This is a genomic window from Stenotrophomonas sp. YJH_SMC_73 (assembly GCF_059370155.1).
Window position 1 is genome coordinate 229,338 of the sequence record NZ_JCAFTJ010000006.1, and the last position, 16,596, is coordinate 245,933.

Annotated in this window: 19 protein-coding genes; 9 read left to right on the top strand and 10 right to left on the bottom strand. The window is 63.0% G+C overall.

Annotated elements, in window-relative coordinates:
- Together AC5P8R_RS12090 and AC5P8R_RS12095 are read right to left on the bottom strand one after the other, a co-directional pair.
- Positions 1-969, bottom strand: coding sequence for a polysaccharide deacetylase family protein (locus tag AC5P8R_RS12090; protein WP_014645754.1), 969 nt, complete (start codon positions 967-969; stop codon positions 1-3).
- A 64-nt stretch (positions 970-1,033) separates the two neighbouring features.
- Complete coding sequence (locus tag AC5P8R_RS12095) at positions 1,034-1,678, bottom strand: hypothetical protein (protein WP_080342709.1); 645 nt, start codon at positions 1,676-1,678, stop codon at positions 1,034-1,036.
- A 138-nt stretch (positions 1,679-1,816) separates the two neighbouring features.
- Here AC5P8R_RS12095 and AC5P8R_RS12100 point away from each other — a divergent pair, with 138 nt between their 5' ends.
- On the top strand, positions 1,817-2,497 hold the full coding sequence (locus AC5P8R_RS12100) for a hypothetical protein (RefSeq protein ID WP_495223455.1): 681 nt from the start codon (positions 1,817-1,819) through the stop codon (positions 2,495-2,497).
- 110 nt (positions 2,498-2,607) lie between these two features.
- Here the strand turns inward: AC5P8R_RS12100 and AC5P8R_RS12105 are convergent, their stop codons facing one another.
- Together AC5P8R_RS12105 and AC5P8R_RS12110 are read right to left on the bottom strand one after the other, a co-directional pair.
- Positions 2,608-2,781: a hypothetical protein gene (locus tag AC5P8R_RS12105; protein WP_005415066.1), complete on the bottom strand. Its 174-nt coding sequence runs from the start codon at positions 2,779-2,781 to the stop codon at positions 2,608-2,610.
- A 9-nt stretch (positions 2,782-2,790) separates the two neighbouring features.
- Positions 2,791-3,603 carry an alpha/beta fold hydrolase gene (locus AC5P8R_RS12110; protein ID WP_495223456.1) on the bottom strand — a complete coding sequence of 271 codons (813 nt, stop codon included), beginning with the start codon at positions 3,601-3,603 and terminating at the stop codon, positions 2,791-2,793.
- 221 nt (positions 3,604-3,824) lie between these two features.
- On the opposite strand from AC5P8R_RS12110, the gene AC5P8R_RS12115 reads away from it, so the two are divergent.
- Together AC5P8R_RS12115 and AC5P8R_RS12120 are read left to right on the top strand one after the other, a co-directional pair.
- On the top strand, positions 3,825-4,304 hold the full coding sequence (locus tag AC5P8R_RS12115) for a nuclear transport factor 2 family protein (RefSeq protein ID WP_495223457.1): 480 nt from the start codon (positions 3,825-3,827) through the stop codon (positions 4,302-4,304).
- Positions 4,305-4,379: 75 nt separating this feature from the next.
- On the top strand, positions 4,380-4,796 hold the full coding sequence (locus AC5P8R_RS12120; protein ID WP_069118105.1) for an XVIPCD domain-containing protein: 417 nt from the start codon (positions 4,380-4,382) through the stop codon (positions 4,794-4,796).
- Positions 4,797-4,859: 63 nt separating this feature from the next.
- On the opposite strand, the gene AC5P8R_RS12125 is transcribed toward AC5P8R_RS12120, so the two are convergent.
- From AC5P8R_RS12125 to AC5P8R_RS12145, 5 genes are all read right to left on the bottom strand, one after another.
- On the bottom strand, positions 4,860-5,930 hold the full coding sequence (locus tag AC5P8R_RS12125) for an XVIPCD domain-containing protein (RefSeq protein WP_495223486.1): 1,071 nt from the start codon (positions 5,928-5,930) through the stop codon (positions 4,860-4,862).
- A gap of 37 nt (positions 5,931-5,967) precedes the next feature.
- Positions 5,968-6,543, bottom strand: coding sequence for a hypothetical protein (locus AC5P8R_RS12130; RefSeq protein WP_495223458.1), 576 nt, complete (start codon positions 6,541-6,543; stop codon positions 5,968-5,970).
- Between the two features lie 144 nt (positions 6,544-6,687).
- A complete protein-coding gene (locus tag AC5P8R_RS12135) occupies positions 6,688-7,833 on the bottom strand; it encodes a YncE family protein (protein WP_495223459.1) in 1,146 nt (381 codons plus the stop codon).
- 159 nt (positions 7,834-7,992) lie between these two features.
- The gene (locus tag AC5P8R_RS12140; protein ID WP_495223460.1) at positions 7,993-8,949 is read right to left on the bottom strand and encodes a hypothetical protein; all 957 of its coding nucleotides are present in this window, start codon (positions 8,947-8,949) and stop codon (positions 7,993-7,995) included.
- Between the two features lie 101 nt (positions 8,950-9,050).
- On the bottom strand, positions 9,051-9,977 hold the full coding sequence (locus AC5P8R_RS12145) for an XVIPCD domain-containing protein (protein WP_495223461.1): 927 nt from the start codon (positions 9,975-9,977) through the stop codon (positions 9,051-9,053).
- A gap of 214 nt (positions 9,978-10,191) precedes the next feature.
- Here AC5P8R_RS12145 and AC5P8R_RS12150 point away from each other — a divergent pair, with 214 nt between their 5' ends.
- The 3 genes from AC5P8R_RS12150 to AC5P8R_RS12160 all read left to right on the top strand — a co-directional run bounded on the left by AC5P8R_RS12150 (position 10,192) and on the right by AC5P8R_RS12160 (position 13,275).
- On the top strand, positions 10,192-11,064 hold the full coding sequence (locus tag AC5P8R_RS12150; protein WP_495223462.1) for a hypothetical protein: 873 nt from the start codon (positions 10,192-10,194) through the stop codon (positions 11,062-11,064).
- A 64-nt stretch (positions 11,065-11,128) separates the two neighbouring features.
- On the top strand, positions 11,129-11,848 hold the full coding sequence (locus AC5P8R_RS12155; protein ID WP_495223463.1) for a hypothetical protein: 720 nt from the start codon (positions 11,129-11,131) through the stop codon (positions 11,846-11,848).
- Positions 11,845-13,275 carry an XVIPCD domain-containing protein gene (locus tag AC5P8R_RS12160; RefSeq protein WP_495223464.1) on the top strand — a complete coding sequence of 477 codons (1,431 nt, stop codon included), beginning with the start codon at positions 11,845-11,847 and terminating at the stop codon, positions 13,273-13,275. Before AC5P8R_RS12155 ends, AC5P8R_RS12160 begins: the two co-directional genes overlap by 4 nt.
- Before the next feature lie 14 nt (positions 13,276-13,289).
- Here AC5P8R_RS12160 and AC5P8R_RS12165 read toward each other — a convergent pair whose 3' ends face one another.
- Entirely contained in the window at positions 13,290-13,952 is a 663-nt protein-coding gene (locus tag AC5P8R_RS12165; RefSeq protein WP_495223465.1) for a DUF6988 family protein, read from the bottom strand.
- 127 nt (positions 13,953-14,079) lie between these two features.
- On the opposite strand from AC5P8R_RS12165, the gene AC5P8R_RS12170 reads away from it, so the two are divergent.
- The 3 genes from AC5P8R_RS12170 to AC5P8R_RS12180 all read left to right on the top strand — a co-directional run bounded on the left by AC5P8R_RS12170 (position 14,080) and on the right by AC5P8R_RS12180 (position 16,525).
- A complete protein-coding gene (locus AC5P8R_RS12170) occupies positions 14,080-14,295 on the top strand; it encodes a hypothetical protein (RefSeq protein WP_495223466.1) in 216 nt (71 codons plus the stop codon).
- A gap of 484 nt (positions 14,296-14,779) precedes the next feature.
- A complete protein-coding gene (locus AC5P8R_RS12175; RefSeq protein ID WP_495223468.1) occupies positions 14,780-15,148 on the top strand; it encodes a hypothetical protein in 369 nt (122 codons plus the stop codon).
- Between the two features lie 765 nt (positions 15,149-15,913).
- Positions 15,914-16,525: an HNH endonuclease gene (locus AC5P8R_RS12180; RefSeq protein WP_495223469.1), complete on the top strand. Its 612-nt coding sequence runs from the start codon at positions 15,914-15,916 to the stop codon at positions 16,523-16,525.
- The last annotated feature ends 71 nt before the right edge of the window (positions 16,526-16,596 follow it).

The window sequence follows — 16,596 nt, forward strand, 5'->3', positions numbered from 1 at the left end:
TTACTCCGAATCGACCTTGGCCAGCTTCATCACCCACGCCGGCACCTCGGGCTCGCCGGCGTAGAAATCCTTCGGCTTGCTCTCCGCCATCGCCCAGCGGTGCAGCCAGCTAGGGCCATAGCGGCCGTTGTAGCCCTCGGCACCCCGCGCATAGGCCGGGTCACGCATCGCCTCGTCCAGCGAAATGAAGCGATAGCCGCGGCGCTTCGTGGCCGCCACCAGTTCGGCGAAGATGGCCGCGTTGAGCTCATTGGCGTGCATCAGCCACACCTGCGGCAGCGCGTACCCCAGCAGCGCCTGCGACTGTTTCTCGTAATAGTCCAGCTTGTTCAGCATGTACGGCACGTAGCCCTTGCGCAGCTGCGCCAGCGTCGCCGCGCGCGCGGGCGAGTCCGCCTGCTCGTTCATCACGTTGGCATAGGCGAACGCCCACACCCACTCACCGTTGTCCACCGTCACCGGTGCCACGCGGTAGCCATGCTGCTTGAAGAACGCATCCATCTGCACCCGCTCATCCGCGGTGCGCCCGGCACGCAGGTAAGGGTGGCGCATCCACTGCGGCGCCTGCCCCTTCTCGGCCAGCAGCGGCCGCAGCACCGTCTCGCCGCGCAGGAAATCCTGCTGGAACGCCGCCAGGCCCTTCGCATTCAGATCCATGTGCGAGTACGTGTGATTGCCCAGCACATAGCCGGCATCGCGCCAGTCGCGCAGCATCTGTACCCGCGTCGGCTGCACCTGTCCATCAACCTCAAGCTTGTTCTCGTTGACGAAGCCCACCACCGGCACGCCAGCCTCGCGCAGCTGGGCCATCAACGCCTCATGCCGTTCCTGCAGATCCGGCGGCACGATCTGGTCAAGCCGTGCCCATGGCAGGTCATCGATGGTCACCGCGATACGGCGGTCCACCTCGGCGGCATGCACCGCCAGCGAACACAGCAACAACGGCAACGCACGCAGCAACAAGCGCATCGGGTCTTCCCTGGAGTGGCGAGGCGTCGACTGTAGCGCGATTGCCGCGCGCCGCCGAGCGTGCTCAGCCCGCCCGGGCCCGCGCGATCGCATGCCACAGGGCAACGCCGCCGGCCATCGCGGCCAACAACAGCACCGTCAACACCAGCGCCAGATCATCCGGATTGCGCAGCAGTGGCGCGTTCACGCGCGTCAGGATGTGGAACACCACGCGCTGCGCCTGCTCCAGCGGTACATCGCCCTCCGACACCAGCTCCACCAGGCACGCCGTGGGTGACAGCCGCGCCACATTACTCCACGCATCCTCGTACAGGTGCAGTACCCATCCGGCCAAAGCCAGTGCGCCACCGTGCAGCACCATAAGCGCCACGTTCGCCGTGCGCAGCCGATCGCGCAGCCACAGCGCACGGCTTGCGCATACCGCCATGGCCCCCAGCAAGGCCAGCACCAGGCCTACCCATGGAATCCAGCCCAGGGGTTGCCAGTCATCCAGTGCGCCCGCACGCGCCATCACCTGTTCGGCAACCTGCAATCGCGCCTGCGCGTCCGGCCCCCCACAGGCCACCGTCACCGGCTCCAGCAACAGCTCCACGCGGTAATGGAAGAAGCCGGCAGCCAGCACCACAGACAGCAGCGCGACCCACTGGAGCATCAACAGGATCGGCCCCTGCCCACAGATGCGGCGGATTCGGGAAGTGGCGGCGCTCATCGGTTCATCCATGACAGCAAAGAGCCATCCTAACCAAGCGCTTCGCACGTGTCGGCTGGCGGATGCGACACGCACCACGCAGCGCCGTTACGATGACGAGGTTGATTGAATCCGTGTGTGCCAAGCAGGATGTTCCCGATGGTGATGCTGTATCTGGTGGTACGAACGCTGCTGCCACTGCTGGCGTTCGTGCTCGCATGGTGGCTGCTCTCGCGCCTGATCAATGCGCGCGTCGCCCGGATGCCACGCGTCCCGTTGAACCTGCCGGAGCACAGCAGCAGCCCCCGCAGGAAGGATCGACGCATCTACGCGCGCAAGCTACGGCGCAAGCCGGGCCTGCGCACGGCAACCCGCGCCGCCACCGCACCCCGCAGCTGGCACGTCGCCGCGGCCATCCTCTCGCTGATGGCGCTGATCGCCACCGTGCTGGTCATCCCCGATGGCGCACGCTTCCAGGTGATGGTGGACAATCTCACCGGTTATGCGGGAACCGTCGTCGAGGCGCAGGTTCCCGTGGCCGCACAGCCCGTCGTGCTGCTGGCATGGCAACCCGCGCTCGCACAGCTGGGGCGGCCCACGGCGATGCGCTACCCGATCGGTCGCACCGGCGGTGAGCATGAAGCCCATGCGGTCGTGCCCGTGCAGGTCCGGCAGCAGGGCGACCGCCTGCAGGTGGCCATCGCGCTGCCGTTGGACACCGAAATGCTGCGTGCGGAACTGGCACGGCTGGCCGGGTTGCCAATCGAGGCCATTGACGTACAGCAACGCGAGGTTGCGCCGTGGAGGGAGGCGGACTGGCAGCCACTGCCCGGCCCTTAGCGCCGAGCCCATGCTCCGCTGCCCTTTGCCCCTTCTCCGGCTGGCACGCGCCCCGCGCGCCAGCCGAGCATCGGCTCGGCGCTACACCAGGCCCACAGCCAGCCTTTGAATCACGACCCACGCGGCAGCTTCGCCGCCCACATGTTGTCGACCAGGTTGGGATAGCGCCGCCCGTTCTCCTCGGCACGTTGCCGTGCCGCCGCCTTCTGCGCATCCGACAGCGGTTGCGACGTCTGCCCCTTGGGGTTGGGCTTCTTCCACGGGGGTGTTCTGGTCTGGCGCATGGCCGCAGCTTAGCGCTTCAGGAAGTTCAGCAGGGCCAGATTGAAGCGGTCGGCGTGGCTGGTGTTGCAGCCATGTGGCGCGCCTTCCAGGATCACCACCTCGCTGCCTTTGATGGCCTTGTGGGTACGCTGGCCGGAGCCCTCGAACGGCACGATGGCATCGCTGTCACCGTGCAGGATCAGCGTCGGCACCGTGATCTTCTTCAGGTCATCCCGGAAATCAGTGGTGGCAAACGCGTGCATGCAGCCCAGTGCCGCCGTCTGGTCGGATTGATGGCACAGCGCGATCGCCGCCTGGCGCGTTTCTTCGGTCACCATCAACTGGCCGTTGGCGCTGAAGAAGTCGCGGGTGAAGCCGTCGAAGAACGCCTCGCGGTCCTTCTCCAATCCGCTGCGCATTTCATCGGCCTTGTCCTGGGTCAGCGGCCCCTCCGGGTTGTCGTCACTGCGCAGCAGGAACGGCGGCACCGCCGCAGCGAACACCACACTGTGCAGGCGATCCTGGCCGTGGTTGGCCACGTAGCGCGCCACCTCGCCACCGCCCATCGAGAAACCGACCAGGGTGACATCGTGCAGGTCACGTTCCTCGATCAACCCCGCCAGATCCGCCGCGAGGGTGTCGTAGTCATAGCCCTCGGCCGGTTTGTCGGAGCGGCCAAAGCCGCGCCGGTCGTAACTGATGACCCGATACTGGGCATCGCGCAGGATCGCCACCTGGGTCTTCCAGGCATCGGCGGACAACGGCCAGCCGTGGATCAGGATCACCGGGCGGCCGTCGCCACCGGTATCTTCAACATGCAGGCGGATGCGGGAAGCAGGCATGGGCGCTCCTGTGGAAGGGGAGGAGTGCAGGCTAGCGGCCGCGTCCTGTGGCAGCCGTGAGGGAATCACGCCCGCCCGTGACATCGCCTGCACATGCCGCAACGCGAAGCCGCACCGGCATTCGCGGCCTTCGCACCCCGCCTTCCCGGTTTCGTCGCAGCGCCGTACCGCCGTGGTCACCGGCATGCCAGCCTGCGCAGACCATCCCCGGGAGTCTTGCCATGCTGCTGCTCACCCTGCCCCTGCTGGCCGCCGGCCTGGTTGCCGCGCCAGCGCCGCCCGATGACCTGCGCGAGCAGATCCGCCAGGCCGATACCCAACTATTCGCCATGGCCTTCGAGGCCTGCGACGCCGACAAGGCCGCCGCGATGACCACCGAAGACATGGAGTTCTTCCATGACAAGGATGGCAAATCGGCCAGCAACCGCGAGGACTTCCGCCGCAGCGTGGCCAGCCTGTGTGACAGCACGCGCAAGGGCGGCTGGCGCCTGCGGCGCGAGCTGGTGGACTCCTCGCTGCAGGTATTCCCGCTGCACGACGAGCGGGCGCTGGAAATCGGCGACCACCGCTTCCACGAGCGCGGCAAGGACGGCGTGGAGCACTGGGTCGGCCAGGCCCGTTTCATCCAGGTCTGGCGCCGCGTGGACGGGCACTGGTTGGCCGAACGGGTGATCAGCTATGACCACCGGCCGGCGGACTGACCTCTCCGGCGCCCTTCACCGGCCGGATCTATACTGGCGGGGTTCACCCCGACCCACCGCTACCGTTCGATCGCCATGGCAGAACTCACCCCCAACCACCCCGACTATGGCCTCCATCAGCAGGTCCGCCAGGGCGTGTCCGCTCTGGATGCCCAGCATGGCCGTGCGTTCGACCAGACCAGCGAGCGCCTGACCGCCAGCCTGACCGTACTCGCCCGCGAGCAGGGCCTGCAGCAGGTCGACCACGTGCTGGTCAGCAACGCCACGGCCCAGCACCCGGCCGGGCACAACGTCTTCGTGGTGCAAGGCGACCCGGCCAATCCGGCGCACCTGCGCGCGATGATGCCGACGGCCGTGGCGGTACAGACGCCGGTGGAGCAGTCGATGCAGAAATTGGGGTTGGCCCCGCAGCAGCCGGCCGTGGGGTTAGTGCCCGAACAGCAGACCCGTGAGCAGGAGCAGCAGCAGAACCCGGCACACCGTCTGGGCTGAGCCGCCTCCAGCGTTGCTGGCGGGGCCGCGCGAGTACGGCGGCTCGCCGTGGCGCTTGCTGCGCTAGGCCATGCGCGGACCGGACTGCTCCTGCACCTGGCGCTGCTGCAGCTCATCCTGCGTGCGCACCTGTGCAGACTGCGACAGCTGCTCGGCACGCTCGAACGAAGTTTCTGCCGGTGTCTGCGCAGCCACCGCTGTTGGCATGCTGGCGCGCAGCTGTGCCGGATCGTTGCGCTCGCCCTGCACGATGAAGATGTTCTGCGCAGCGTCGGCCTGCGCGGTGCGATCGCTCAGCAACACATGGTCGACTTGGGTCAGGCCGTTCGCCTTGGCCAGGACGTACAGGCTGGCGCTGATGTTCTCGCTGGTGGCGTCGAAGTCGCGGCCCCGCTCTGCATCCAGCAGCGCCACGCCCCGGTGGATCTGCGAGAGCAGCGGATCGTTACCGTGCCGGGCCAGACGATCACCGCTTCGTTCGCCCATGCCCTCAGCGTCACTCAGCATGTGTTGCTTGAAACTACGCTCCGGCATGGGATTGGTTTTCCTCTGATTGAGCTCGCTGTCCGGAAACGGCGGATCAATGCTGTCCACGCCATGGATGTTGCGCAGCGGTCGGAATCCATCCTTGCCTGCCCCCTTGATGTCCAAGGGAATGCGGACATCCGGAAGAAGCTGCCCAGCAGGACCTCCCAGCGCGTTCACGTCGATACTTCTTTTCCGCTCGATGCCTGCGTGGTTCAAGGCTTCCCAGGTGAAGTCCACGCAGTTGTTGCGCACGTCCTGATAGTGCTTGCTGAAGCCGAACTTCTCCGGGTCCGATCCGAACTGCTGGAGCTTCCTGTACTGGTCTTCGCTGATCTCGAGCGTGCGGGTATAGCGCGGGTCCTTATAGACCGTTGCGTCGTCCTCCATGATGGTGCCAGGACCATTCACGCTTCCGTGCTCCTTGGGAGCAAATCCATAGCTCTTCGCAGGCGCGCCGGGTGCATGCAGGACGTAGAACATGTGGCCGGGGGCGGACGTCTGCGGAATGCCCTCCGCGTCGACGGCCTGCTTGCGCGTCCTGGGGTCGATCAGCGGCGTGCCAGGAGCAGCGATAACGATCTCTACGGTATAGCGTGGCTTGTCCATAAGTTGATTCCTTCGTTCCTTCCGGTGGTGAGGTCGTTTACTTGCCTGGCAGTCGGGCGGCATGTACCCGCAACTGAGCCGAGTAATGCTGCAGTTCCGGCGTGGCCTTTACCGTGCGAACCTGAACGCGATAGCGGGTGTCAGGCTCCACTGGCAGAGCAACCAGGCTCAGCGTGTACTGGCCGTCACTGCCCATGTGCGGTGACGTATACCGCCATTCGCTGGATGCATGCCATTCTGGAAGCGGCTCACCTGCATTAAGTGCCCCGGCCTGGTAGCTGTCGTAGGTGGGAACATCCTTCCAGGCATCGGCGACCCGTTGCTGCAGGGTCACCTCGAACGGGACCCTCAATGCGCCCACGTCTGGCTCATCGGGCCTTCGCGCCCCCTGGCGCCGTAACTCCAACTCCACGGCGTAGGTGCGATGTGGAATGTAATTTCGCGCGTTCATCTCGAACTCGAACTTCACCCCTTGGCCCGGCTGATCCACAGCGATCGGCTGCGCCAGATCCAGCGGCTCGGGTGGGACAGGATCACGCCCGGAACAGGCGCCCAGCCCTGTGCTCAACATGATCAACAGGCCGACGCGCAGCCAGCGGTGGATACCCAGCATGATTCAGATCCTTTGGCTCCCTGCCATGGGGTTCAACCCTAGCGGGTTGGCGCTGGGTACTGCAACCGAGCAAAGAAAAAGGCAAGGCCTGCGCCCTGCCTTCTTCATGCGACGCGCGACGGAGCGGGGCCTTGCGTCAGCACATTACAGCTGAATCCGCGCCACGCTCTCGTCAGCGCCCTTGTCGTCCTTCTCGCCGTTCTTGATGCTCACGAACAGCACGTTGTTCTTCGCATCCAGCGCCAGGCTGTTCGGGTGGGTCGGCACCTTGTAGGTGGCCACCTTCTGGTAACTGTCGCTGTTGTATGCGGTCACCGTACCGGCTTCGCGGTTGGTCACGTACAGGCGCTTGCGCGGTGCATCCAGCAGGATGCCCAGCGGACCGGCGTCGGTCGGGATGCTGGCCAGTTCCCTGCCGGTGCTGCGGTCGAGCACCAGCACGCGCTGGCCCGGGTGCTTGCTGACCAGGCCGCTGCTCTTGGCCTGGTAGCCACGCAGGAATTCCGAGCCCTGGTCGGTCACGAACAGGCGCTTGCCGGCCGGGTCCAGCGCGATGTTCATCGGCTGCTCGGCAGCGATCTTGTGCTGCGCCACCACCTTGTTCGAATCGGTGCCCACCACCACCAGGTCGGCCAGCAGGTTGCTGGTGTAGACGCGCTTGTTGGCCGCATCCAGCGCCAGGCCCGGCGCCTTGGCATTGCCCAGGCCGTCGATGGTGTTGATCACCTTCAGTGTGGTGGTATCGATCACGAACAGCACGCTGCTCACGTCCGGCTGGCTGCTGTGGCCGGTCACGTACAGGCGGTTGGCCGCGCTGTCGACCACCAGCTCGCGCAGGTCGTGGGTGTAGGCGGCCTTGCCGTCCTTGCCGGTCTTCTTTTCCATCAACTGGATGGTACCGACGGCCTTGCTCTGCGCGGTGTCGACCACGGTCACCGACAGGTCCACGGTATTGCCCACGTACAGGCGGTTGTGGGCGTCATCCAGCACCACGCCGAAGGCTTTGCGCTCCAGCGGGATGCGGGTTTCCACGGCCAGCGTGGCCGGGTTCAGGCGCAGCACCTGGGCCGGGCCGGCGTCATCGCCGAAACCGCCGGAGGAGGCCACGAACACGGCGTTCTGTTTCGGGCTGTAGGCCAGCTCATACAGGCCCTTGGCCACGGCCTGGCGCTGCACGGCGGTGGTGGCGCTGGCGGCAGGCGCGTTGTCGGCGAACGCCGAAGGCACGCCGAGGCTGAGCGACACAGCGAGGGCCAGCGCGGCCGAACGGAAGAGAGGAGTACGGAACATGCGAGCGTCCTTGAATGGGCACGGGAAGGTGTCCTGGCTCGCTGGGCCGTACTGCGACGGCCCGACCTGCATCTGTCTGCGCGGGTGGGCTGGCTGGGGTTGCGGGGGAATGGTAGCAGGTGGGGGGCACTACCGGTGACAGGCCTGCGTTCCTTGAGATCAACTCAGATCATGGTACTCGACTTCAAATTCCCATACTGTCGTCGACAAATCCGAGTTTCTGTAAGAGGCCGACACCTCCCTTTCGCTCATTTTCGCGACAAGGTCTGCGACGAGACCTTGCTTGCTCGAGGTCGAAATATTAATTCTAGATGAGAGTGCATTCGCCTCCAACCGACTGAATGCCATATTTTCCAACTCAGTATCAGATTGAACCCAATCTCTCAGCTCCTCTGGGACAAATGGGGACTTGGAAGGCCGTCCGTAGGTGGTGCTGCGAGATTCTGAAACGTTCCCGCTCTTATCAAACTTAAAGTTAATACCCACAGTAGCACCGATCTCCTCAATCGGGACTCTCCCAGCGAAGATCGACTTCGCTTGTTTGGTCCTGACATGCCTCAAGGTGACGCTCTTTGCCCCAAGCGCGGCCGCCAGCTTCTGGAAGGCAGCGTGCTTCTCTGCTATGAACTTTGTGGAGAACTCGACGGCAAGAATGTACTGGTCTTTTCGAACAGGGTGCTGAATGTAGAACTCGCCATTCGTAGGGATATGCGATTTCTCGAACTTGAATAGCCTTAACGCGTCTGCTGCTTCAACGCGCACCGCTGGCACTGACATACCGAGCGCCGAATTCATGCGCTCAAGCAGTACGACGTCAGAAACACTTGCCAGCTCCTTCGAGCAACGCTCGATGTAGGAATTCTCACCAGCCTCAATCGCAGGGCCAGCCAAATAACTGGCCAGGGGATTTCCCAAGTAGCTCATCCATCCAGTCGCGTTCAAACCAAGTCCGGATCGGGTCGCGTTTCCGGCTGCGGCCATCCAGCCCTCTCTCTCGCTGTTCCCGGTCAAGCCTGCCCAGAATGGATGCATCTCGGCCTTCAGCATTTTCTTTTCAAGGGTCTGCCGATCCGCAATAAGCAAGATCCACGGCGTCCCGCTTTCTCTACTGTCCATGAGACCCCCTATTCAACTCTGACAATTATGACCGCCCAGCCCCACCATAGCGAGGCCGGAGAGGCCCTGCACAAAACAGTCGCGGGAATTGTCTTTCGCCCCTATTGCTTCTTCAACCGCAGCGAATCGGCCACATCCGTCTTGGCCGCCACTTCAGTGGCAATGCTGGCCCGGCGGTGCCCCGGGTCGTTGCGATCGCCCTGCACGATGAAGATGCTCTCGGCGGTATGGCTGCTTTGGGTCGACTGGCTGAGCAGCACGTGGTCCACGCGCGAGAGATTGTTCTGCTTGGCCAGCACCAGCAGGCTGGCGCTGATGCGCTGGCTGGCCGCATCGAACGGGCGGCCATGCGCAGCGTCCAGCTCGGCCACTTTCTGGATCAGCTGCGAGAACAGGCGATGGTCCGGATGCGAGGGGTCCAGCAGCGTGCCGGCCACTTCCATCGGCGTCGGCGGCGGCTCATCGCTGGCACGGTCGCCCTGGCGATGATGCTCGGCCTCGCGCTCGGGCATCGCATGATGGGTCTCGGCATTCAGATCGCTGCCCGGGAACGGCGCGGCGATGCACTGGATCTCCGGCAGGTTGAACAGTACCGCGAACTCGCCCAGGTTGCTGCCGCCGTCCAGCGGCGCCGGCAGCGGATGCAGGCCGGCATAATGCAGCGCCGCCCAGACGAAATCGCTGCAACGGTTGACGGTGGCCGGGCGATCCACATCGAATTCGAACTCGGCCGGTTCCTCGGCGAAATCACGCAGGCAGCCGTAGTGCTCCTCGGTGATTTCCAAGGTACGGCTGTAGTACGGGTCCAGATGCTCGTCGGCATCATCGTGGCGAACCTGCGCGTACTGCACGCCAGTGCGGGTTTCGCCCGGCGCCTGGCGCGGCGGCGCGAAACCGTAGCTGTGAGCCTCGTCGCCCGCAGCGACCTGCAGGTACATGTGGCCGCGCGGCGAGATGCCCCCACTTTTCAGCGGGGTGCCGGGGGCGGCCAGATAAAGGGTTGCGGTGTAGCGTGTTGCCTGCTCCATGCCTGTTCAGCCTTGAGGGGTGCTGCGGTCCTGGGCGGATGATGGCATAGGTGGGATGGGGGTCAGGTGGAGGGAGAGAGGACGCCGATCGCGATTTGCTGAATATGTGAGCCAGCGTGCAGTAATGACCCCGCGATGGCTGCGGTCCCGGCTGCGACTGGAGCTTGCCATTCCACCGTTCTATAGTCGTTTCGATCATGCAAGGGAATCGCCCATGAGCAGAGCACCGGCTTGCCGGCTTGCCTACTTCGCCCTCGTGGCCGTGCTCAGCACCACCGCCTGCGCGAAGGCCCCATCCAAGGAAAAGGACCCGAACGGAACCCCCATGTCCGAAACCGCAACCAGCCCACGTACGGTGGGCGGACAGACCTACACGACGCAGCCGGTAGAGGCTCGGCTTGGCCCGCACCGCTTCATGTTCCCGGCCAACCTCTACTACAACCAGACGGGCCCCCTGGCCGATGGCAGCGTCATGCTCACTGTGTTCTGGCCTGATTTCGATGCAGCGCCTCCCGGTGATCGCCCGGTACGCAGCACGCAGGACAGCCGGCGGCAGGTGCTGGTCGAGCTTAGGTACATCGATCGCGTTCCCATCCAGAACTATCTGGCGCGCCGGTCCAGTAGTGAAGCCACCAGCGCGCCGGGATCGCTGGAGCGAAGGGACCCGGCAGAGAACCTCGCGCTGCGCGTTGCCCAACCCGAACGCTGGGGCCTGACGCCCCATTCGATCGACCCATCGTTGATGGAAGCCTATGCAAAGGACTCGGAGGCTGCGCTGGGCAGGCCTTACGTGCACAACCCGGGTATGGAGCCAGACTGGTATGTGGCCCGCTCGGTGGAGGGCCAACTGACAACGTTCATCAGCTGCGACCCGGCAGATCGCATTCCTGACGGACTTGTCGTTCAGGGAAAGACACTTGAACGCGCCGGCGAAGGCCGGATCGCAATGTGCCGCCATTCCATCGTGGTTGTGGGCGATAGCATCGCCATCGAGATGAACTATGCACGCGTCATGCTGAGCGACTGGCAACGCCTAGAAACCAGAGTGCGTGATCTTCTGAGCCGCTATCGCGTTCAATCGCAATGAATGGAGATCCCGGCGTTCTTCATCCGGGTCGTACAGTACCTTCAACACCGTCAGGGGCTCACCGATGGGCATCACAACGAAGGAGGCTTCGGTTTTGCTCTCCGTCATCATGACCAGATTGCTTCGGCCGCAGCTACCTCGAGCTATGCTGCGCGCGGCTCACATTGGTGCTCTTTTCGGACTGTCAGCCATGCTCACGCTAACATCTGCATGTGCGCAATCGACGGATACGTCTGCCGTCAATGAACGTGCCGCTGCCGCAGATACGCAGCCCGCCCGCATCTCCATGGCCGAGCTGCATAAACGGATTCTCGCCTACGCGGATTCGCTCAGGTCAAGGGCGGACATCAGTCCGGACAAGTTCGGCACGGCGATCGGTGTGTCACTCGTGCCAGACGAAAAGGTCAGCATCAGGCACATCGCGAAGGACCTGACAACAACGGACGGCTATAACTATGGGGTTACTTATCTATCGGTTGAGTCGGCACGTGAGTTCCCCAACCAAGAGGTGATCTTCTATCAGCTGGGTGAGCAGCCAGTGACAGATGCTCCGAATGGCCTGTGCTACTGGGAAGCCGAAAGTGCCGGACGAGCGCTCGAAGCCCTCGGATACAGGACCGGAGCAGAAGTGCCATTTCAGAGAGGGGGCATCAGGCAGTACCGGCGCCCCATCACCGGTGGTAACCAGGGTATGGATACCAGCCTGTTGACCTATCGTTCCAACGAAGGCGATACCGCGAAAACCTGCGTCTACGCGGTCCAGTTTGGAGGAGGAGACAAATGAAGGGAATCGAATCCAGCGTCGAGCCACTATTGGCCGATCTACAGGCAGATAAGCAACTTCCCAGTGGGGCAGAAGATGCGATCCGCCGCAGCATTGCAGGCTCCCCCTACCTCAATCACCTTCTGGCAAACGCAGCCGACAGCGGTCAGATCGGCCGGATTGCCGTCTCCTACGGACATCACAATGGCGGCCACTTTCAGGAGGGAGCAGATGGAAACCCACCAACGATTTTCATCAGCGCCTCCAATTTCCAGAGCGTAACCGGCCCCCGGCTTGAAGAACGACTTACCGAAGTGCTAGGCCACGAGACCATGCACGGCATCCTGGCTAAGGAACGCGCCGCAGCACTCAGGGACTTCAAGCAGACCTACAGCGAGGAACTGATCGCTTCACACGATTCCCGGTCAGGCTCGGTGAACCTGACCGAGCCGGTGCGCACGCTTCTGGACAAGGGACGACAGGACGAGGCACTGGCGGAGGTCTCGGGCCTGCGGGCACTGGATAGCCGATTCAGAGCGTTGAATCCAAACTTGGATGACAACGGACTGGAGGCAATGCTTGCGTCCCGCTCGCTCTCCCGTTGCATTCGAGCGGAGGGTGCAACCAGGAGCTTGGCGGATGGTATTTCATATGATGCGCTTGCCAAGCGCCCCAACAATGAGAGCGTCCAGCTCACCAAGGCCGTCGAGCAGTGCTTCTATGACGGCACTGGCACGCTGGGCCGGCACGGCGATTCCGACTACCGCGACTACTACGGCACCTATCCGCTATCAGTGATCGGGGCGAGCCATGCCTTCCTGGCTGAAGGTCGCCAACCCCCGGCCATCCGCATCGATCTGCATGAGCTTGGTCTGGACCCGAAGCAGCTTGAGCGCAATGGCCTCGACTTTGGCAGCGCAAAGATCCTGCCTGTTGGCGACTTCGGAAAGGGCGGGTTGGGCTGGGTGGAGCTGAAGAACACCGGCAGCGCACACACCATTTCGCCACCGACGCAGAGCGTTGCAGATATGCAGTCCTCGCCCACCCACTCGCTCAGTCCAGCAGATCAGGCGCTGCTGGACCAGATTCGGAGCAAGGTGGAAGCACTGGACAAGGCCAACGGCCGAACCTTCGATGACACCAGCGAGCGTATGTCTACCAGTCTGCTGGCCGCAGCCAAGGATGCCGGAATCACCCGCGCGGACCATGTTGTGCTGAGCAGACAGACAGATGCCTCCCCCGCCGCACATAACATCTTTGTGGTGCAGGGTGCGATGTCCGACCCTGCTTCCCTTCGCACTCACATTGCGACTGCGGAGGCCGCCCAGCGGCCAGTGCAAGAGAGCCTGAACCAAGTGGAAGCAATCGGCCACCGCCAGGCGCGCGAGCAGGCAGACATGCAGCGCACGCAGGAGCAACAGCAGCGGGTTTCGGCGCCGTCGATGTAGGCTACTGGCTTCAGCTAGCTCGACTGTTCTACCGACGCCCTCGCCTCGATGGCCCGGCGCTTTTCTTCATCGAAGAGAAGGCACTCGGCAAAGATCTCATCGAGCCGTAGCACTTCTTTTTGTAGATGCGGGACGCCGGTAAGAACGGCGAGGTGCTGCCCCGCCATCATCGAAAGGTTGTTGCTCATTCGGATGACGTTGACCGCCAATGGCGTAGGGAAGCCATCGCGGCTCCGGCTCATTGCGTGTACCCCTGCGTGTACGAATGAGTTCAACGGAAACCATGCATGCACCTTCAGCTCAACAAGGTGCGGGAGCAGATTGCCAAGCTCCGATACTCCCGCAAATGCATCCAGCATCTTCGACAGCATCGGCAGCCCCTTTTCGCTCATTCCAGCTTCCGGTGGCAGGGACAGCAGTTCGACCTGCTCGTCTGCTGCGCAGTGCAAGATCCAGACGGACCGCGTGAAGGCCTCGTACTGGCAGCGCATCAATGCCATTGCAGAGGGCGCCATACCGGCCTGCAGCAGCGCGCGAAGGGCGCCTGCGTGTTCAAGGCTCAGCATTGCTGCGTCCATTGACGCCAACAATCTGGGCGAGTCATCCGCCAAGGGGTAATCCACCTTGGAGAGGATCGCTTGGCGAAGCAGTGCGGATCGATTGAGCAGGTCTTCCATAACGATGACTCCTGGTATCGACGGGTGGAGCATATCCAGCGGAGGGAGCTGTCCGCCAGAGCGCATGCGGAACTCACGCTGTGAGACAGCTCCCGACCATCGTCCCCTTCCCCACCGGAGGATGCCCATGACCAGAATCGACCCCACGTGGCTGGCAGCGTTGGACAAGGAGCTTCTCTACCTGTTCGCCATCGATCATGGCGACGCAGGCATGGATGAGTACCTGCTGGGCTGCTACGCAGACCTTCCGACACGCGAGGCGGCGCTGGCGTTCGGCAGCGACTACGACCTGGAGCGCGACGATACGCTGTGGCCTCGGCCGGGGGTGGCGCTGCGAAGTTAAGCTGCGTCGCAATCGGCACACTTCGGATCGCAGCCCAGCGGGCGGATTGTCGCTTTTGAGACCCCGATCCTCTGCAAACCGTGCTTTTCAATGCGCATTCGGGCGGTAACTTAACACCGGCCGAAACCACTGCGCCGCAAGGGTTCTGCCACGCGCGGGCCATGCAACAATGCCGTAAGCGTCAGCATTTGCGGCCTCTGCGGCCTAAGGTTTCTTGGCATCTCGCAACCATGCGAGTACACCTTGGCGTGCCACCGGAGAAGGGTGGCGCGGGACTCGAAAACCCGTCTCTGTACCAGATGTATGCGCTTGCCGGCCGGCGTCACCTTTTGTGTGGCGCCGGCTGGCAATCCGTTCGCGTTCCATGGCGGGCGGTGCGTGGGGATCTTCGGATCCGCCGGTCTGGTACATACCGGTTTTCGAGCCCGCACCGTCCGCCACCTTTATTGGTGGCGCTGCTGTCTGTCCTGTACGGAGCATTGCCATGAACACATCGGACTTCCGTTCCCTGCACGCGCAATACGATCCGGACAACGCCGAACCCGCGCGCGAACGATCCGTCGATCCCAACGCCTTCGTCGCCACGCTGCGCCGCATCGGGACCGGTGCCGCTGCGGATGGCCAGCCTTGGCCGGAGCGGCATCAACTGCCTGGACGGTGTCTTCAGCTGGCGGATGCGGATTGCGCGTTGGCGGGGCTGCGTGTGGTGGCTGAACTGATGTTGGCGGCGGAGCGGACTCGGCAGAACGGCGCGCCCGAGGAGTACCTGGGGGATCGGGTGATGGAAGGATTGAAGATGGCGTGTGTGGCGTTGACTGCGCAGGTGGCTGAGCGGCTCCACGTGCAGGAGTAGAGCCCAAGGCTTGAACCTTACGCAATTGGCTGCGGGCTGTCGCCGCGGCCCCATTGTCCGTTCGCCTCTGAATTGCAGGACTTCCAATGAAGTCTCTGACGTACGCAGTACTGTGTTTGGCAGCGCCAATTGGTTTAGCGCTCGCCTACTTCCAGCTGCCAAATGGCGATCTGGAGCTGAAGACCTATTCCAAGGTCTCGACTGCAGAGTTTTCTGTCATGCGTGACGAAGTCCTAAGCCTAGTGGCTGAAGATGTAGCTCTCGGTGCCGGACGCTTTGAAGTCAGGGACTTCGAGCTCACTTGCCGAGGTAAGCCCGCTCTACTGGTGGACAACTCTTCATCACAGTTGCTCATCCTAGGCTTCATAAGCCGAGCCACTGAGGCGCCCTGCGTTCAACCTCTACTCCAGCGCTGGAGCAGCCGACTACTTCCGGCCGACTAGGGCTTTGCAGCTGGACTTCACATACGAGGCGTACCGACGGGCCTGAACAGCCTAGGTTTGCGCTGACATGCGACGCTCTTCTGTTTCAAGCCATTAGCGGCTCATTGTGTCGTTTACGGCATACTTTCCCCAGGACGCCACGTGCGGTCGCGGACAGGGGAAGGCTGTGAGTAGGTGGACTGAAGACGAATTGGCTGTTGCCGTTGAGGCGTATCGCCAAATGGAGGCCCGTCTTGCCAATGGATCAGCCCTTGAGAAGACAAGGGTCTATCGGGAACTAGCGGCCCGCCACGGACGCACGTCCAAGGCGTGGGAATACCGCATGCAGAACATTTCCCATGTTCTAGATCAGGCGGGCAAGCCTTGGCTACCCGGGCTTCTTCCAGCATCGAACGTGGGTGCAAAGGTTGAGCCGAAACTTGCCAAGCTCCTCGGGCTTTCTGGTGAGACGCCCACGTCGGTCTCTGGCCCCACAAGGGGACTGTTGGAGCACGAGGCCAAAGCGGCGGAGGCAACTGGCAGTTTCTCTCCAGCAGACGAGGTGGACGAGAGGCAACGTGTGCTGGCAGCTATCGTTCGGCGCCGGGGGCAGCCAGCCTTCCGTAAGGCACTGCTGGACGCATACGGCGGCCGCTGTGCTATGACGGGTTGCAATGTACCGGATGCGCTTGAGGCCGCCCATATTTACCCCTACTCAGGACTGAAGAGTAACGATGTCAGGAACGGTCTTTTACTCCGTGCGGATGTGCACACTCTATTCGATCTATATCTGATAACCATCAACCCAGACTCTCTGCGGATCGCCGTGGCGCCTGCTTTGCAGAACTCCGCATACGTCGAGCTGGAGGGCAGAGAACTAACGCCCGCCAGCTCAAATGATGTACTTGCCAGCCCGGAATCATTGACTTGGCATCGTTCCCGTTGCTCCTGGTAACGAAAGCTGCAGTGATTAATTCCCTCAAGCCCCTCCTGTAACAGGAATAGGGGCTCCCGTGAACGAGAGAT

Excerpts from the sequence above, each read along its gene's own strand:
- AC5P8R_RS12090 (WP_014645754.1), bottom strand. The coding sequence starts at position 969 with ATGCGCTTGTTGCTGCGTGCGTTGCCGTTGTTGCTGTGTTCGCTGGCG.
- AC5P8R_RS12095 (WP_080342709.1), bottom strand. The coding sequence starts at position 1,678 with ATGAGCGCCGCCACTTCCCGAATCCGCCGCATCTGTGGGCAGGGGCCG.
- AC5P8R_RS12100 (WP_495223455.1), top strand. The coding sequence starts at position 1,817 with ATGGTGATGCTGTATCTGGTGGTACGAACGCTGCTGCCACTGCTGGCG.
- AC5P8R_RS12105 (WP_005415066.1), bottom strand. The coding sequence starts at position 2,781 with ATGCGCCAGACCAGAACACCCCCGTGGAAGAAGCCCAACCCCAAGGGG.
- AC5P8R_RS12110 (WP_495223456.1), bottom strand. The coding sequence starts at position 3,603 with ATGCCTGCTTCCCGCATCCGCCTGCATGTTGAAGATACCGGTGGCGAC.
- AC5P8R_RS12115 (WP_495223457.1), top strand. The coding sequence starts at position 3,825 with ATGCTGCTGCTCACCCTGCCCCTGCTGGCCGCCGGCCTGGTTGCCGCG.
- AC5P8R_RS12120 (WP_069118105.1), top strand. The coding sequence starts at position 4,380 with ATGGCAGAACTCACCCCCAACCACCCCGACTATGGCCTCCATCAGCAG.
- AC5P8R_RS12125 (WP_495223486.1), bottom strand. The coding sequence starts at position 5,930 with ATGGACAAGCCACGCTATACCGTAGAGATCGTTATCGCTGCTCCTGGC.
- AC5P8R_RS12130 (WP_495223458.1), bottom strand. The coding sequence starts at position 6,543 with ATGCTGGGTATCCACCGCTGGCTGCGCGTCGGCCTGTTGATCATGTTG.
- AC5P8R_RS12135 (WP_495223459.1), bottom strand. The coding sequence starts at position 7,833 with ATGTTCCGTACTCCTCTCTTCCGTTCGGCCGCGCTGGCCCTCGCTGTG.
- AC5P8R_RS12140 (WP_495223460.1), bottom strand. The coding sequence starts at position 8,949 with ATGGACAGTAGAGAAAGCGGGACGCCGTGGATCTTGCTTATTGCGGAT.
- AC5P8R_RS12145 (WP_495223461.1), bottom strand. The coding sequence starts at position 9,977 with ATGGAGCAGGCAACACGCTACACCGCAACCCTTTATCTGGCCGCCCCC.
- AC5P8R_RS12150 (WP_495223462.1), top strand. The coding sequence starts at position 10,192 with ATGAGCAGAGCACCGGCTTGCCGGCTTGCCTACTTCGCCCTCGTGGCC.
- AC5P8R_RS12155 (WP_495223463.1), top strand. The coding sequence starts at position 11,129 with ATGGGCATCACAACGAAGGAGGCTTCGGTTTTGCTCTCCGTCATCATG.
- AC5P8R_RS12160 (WP_495223464.1), top strand. The coding sequence starts at position 11,845 with ATGAAGGGAATCGAATCCAGCGTCGAGCCACTATTGGCCGATCTACAG.
- AC5P8R_RS12165 (WP_495223465.1), bottom strand. The coding sequence starts at position 13,952 with ATGGAAGACCTGCTCAATCGATCCGCACTGCTTCGCCAAGCGATCCTC.
- AC5P8R_RS12170 (WP_495223466.1), top strand. The coding sequence starts at position 14,080 with ATGACCAGAATCGACCCCACGTGGCTGGCAGCGTTGGACAAGGAGCTT.
- AC5P8R_RS12175 (WP_495223468.1), top strand. The coding sequence starts at position 14,780 with ATGAACACATCGGACTTCCGTTCCCTGCACGCGCAATACGATCCGGAC.
- AC5P8R_RS12180 (WP_495223469.1), top strand. The coding sequence starts at position 15,914 with ATGCAGAACATTTCCCATGTTCTAGATCAGGCGGGCAAGCCTTGGCTA.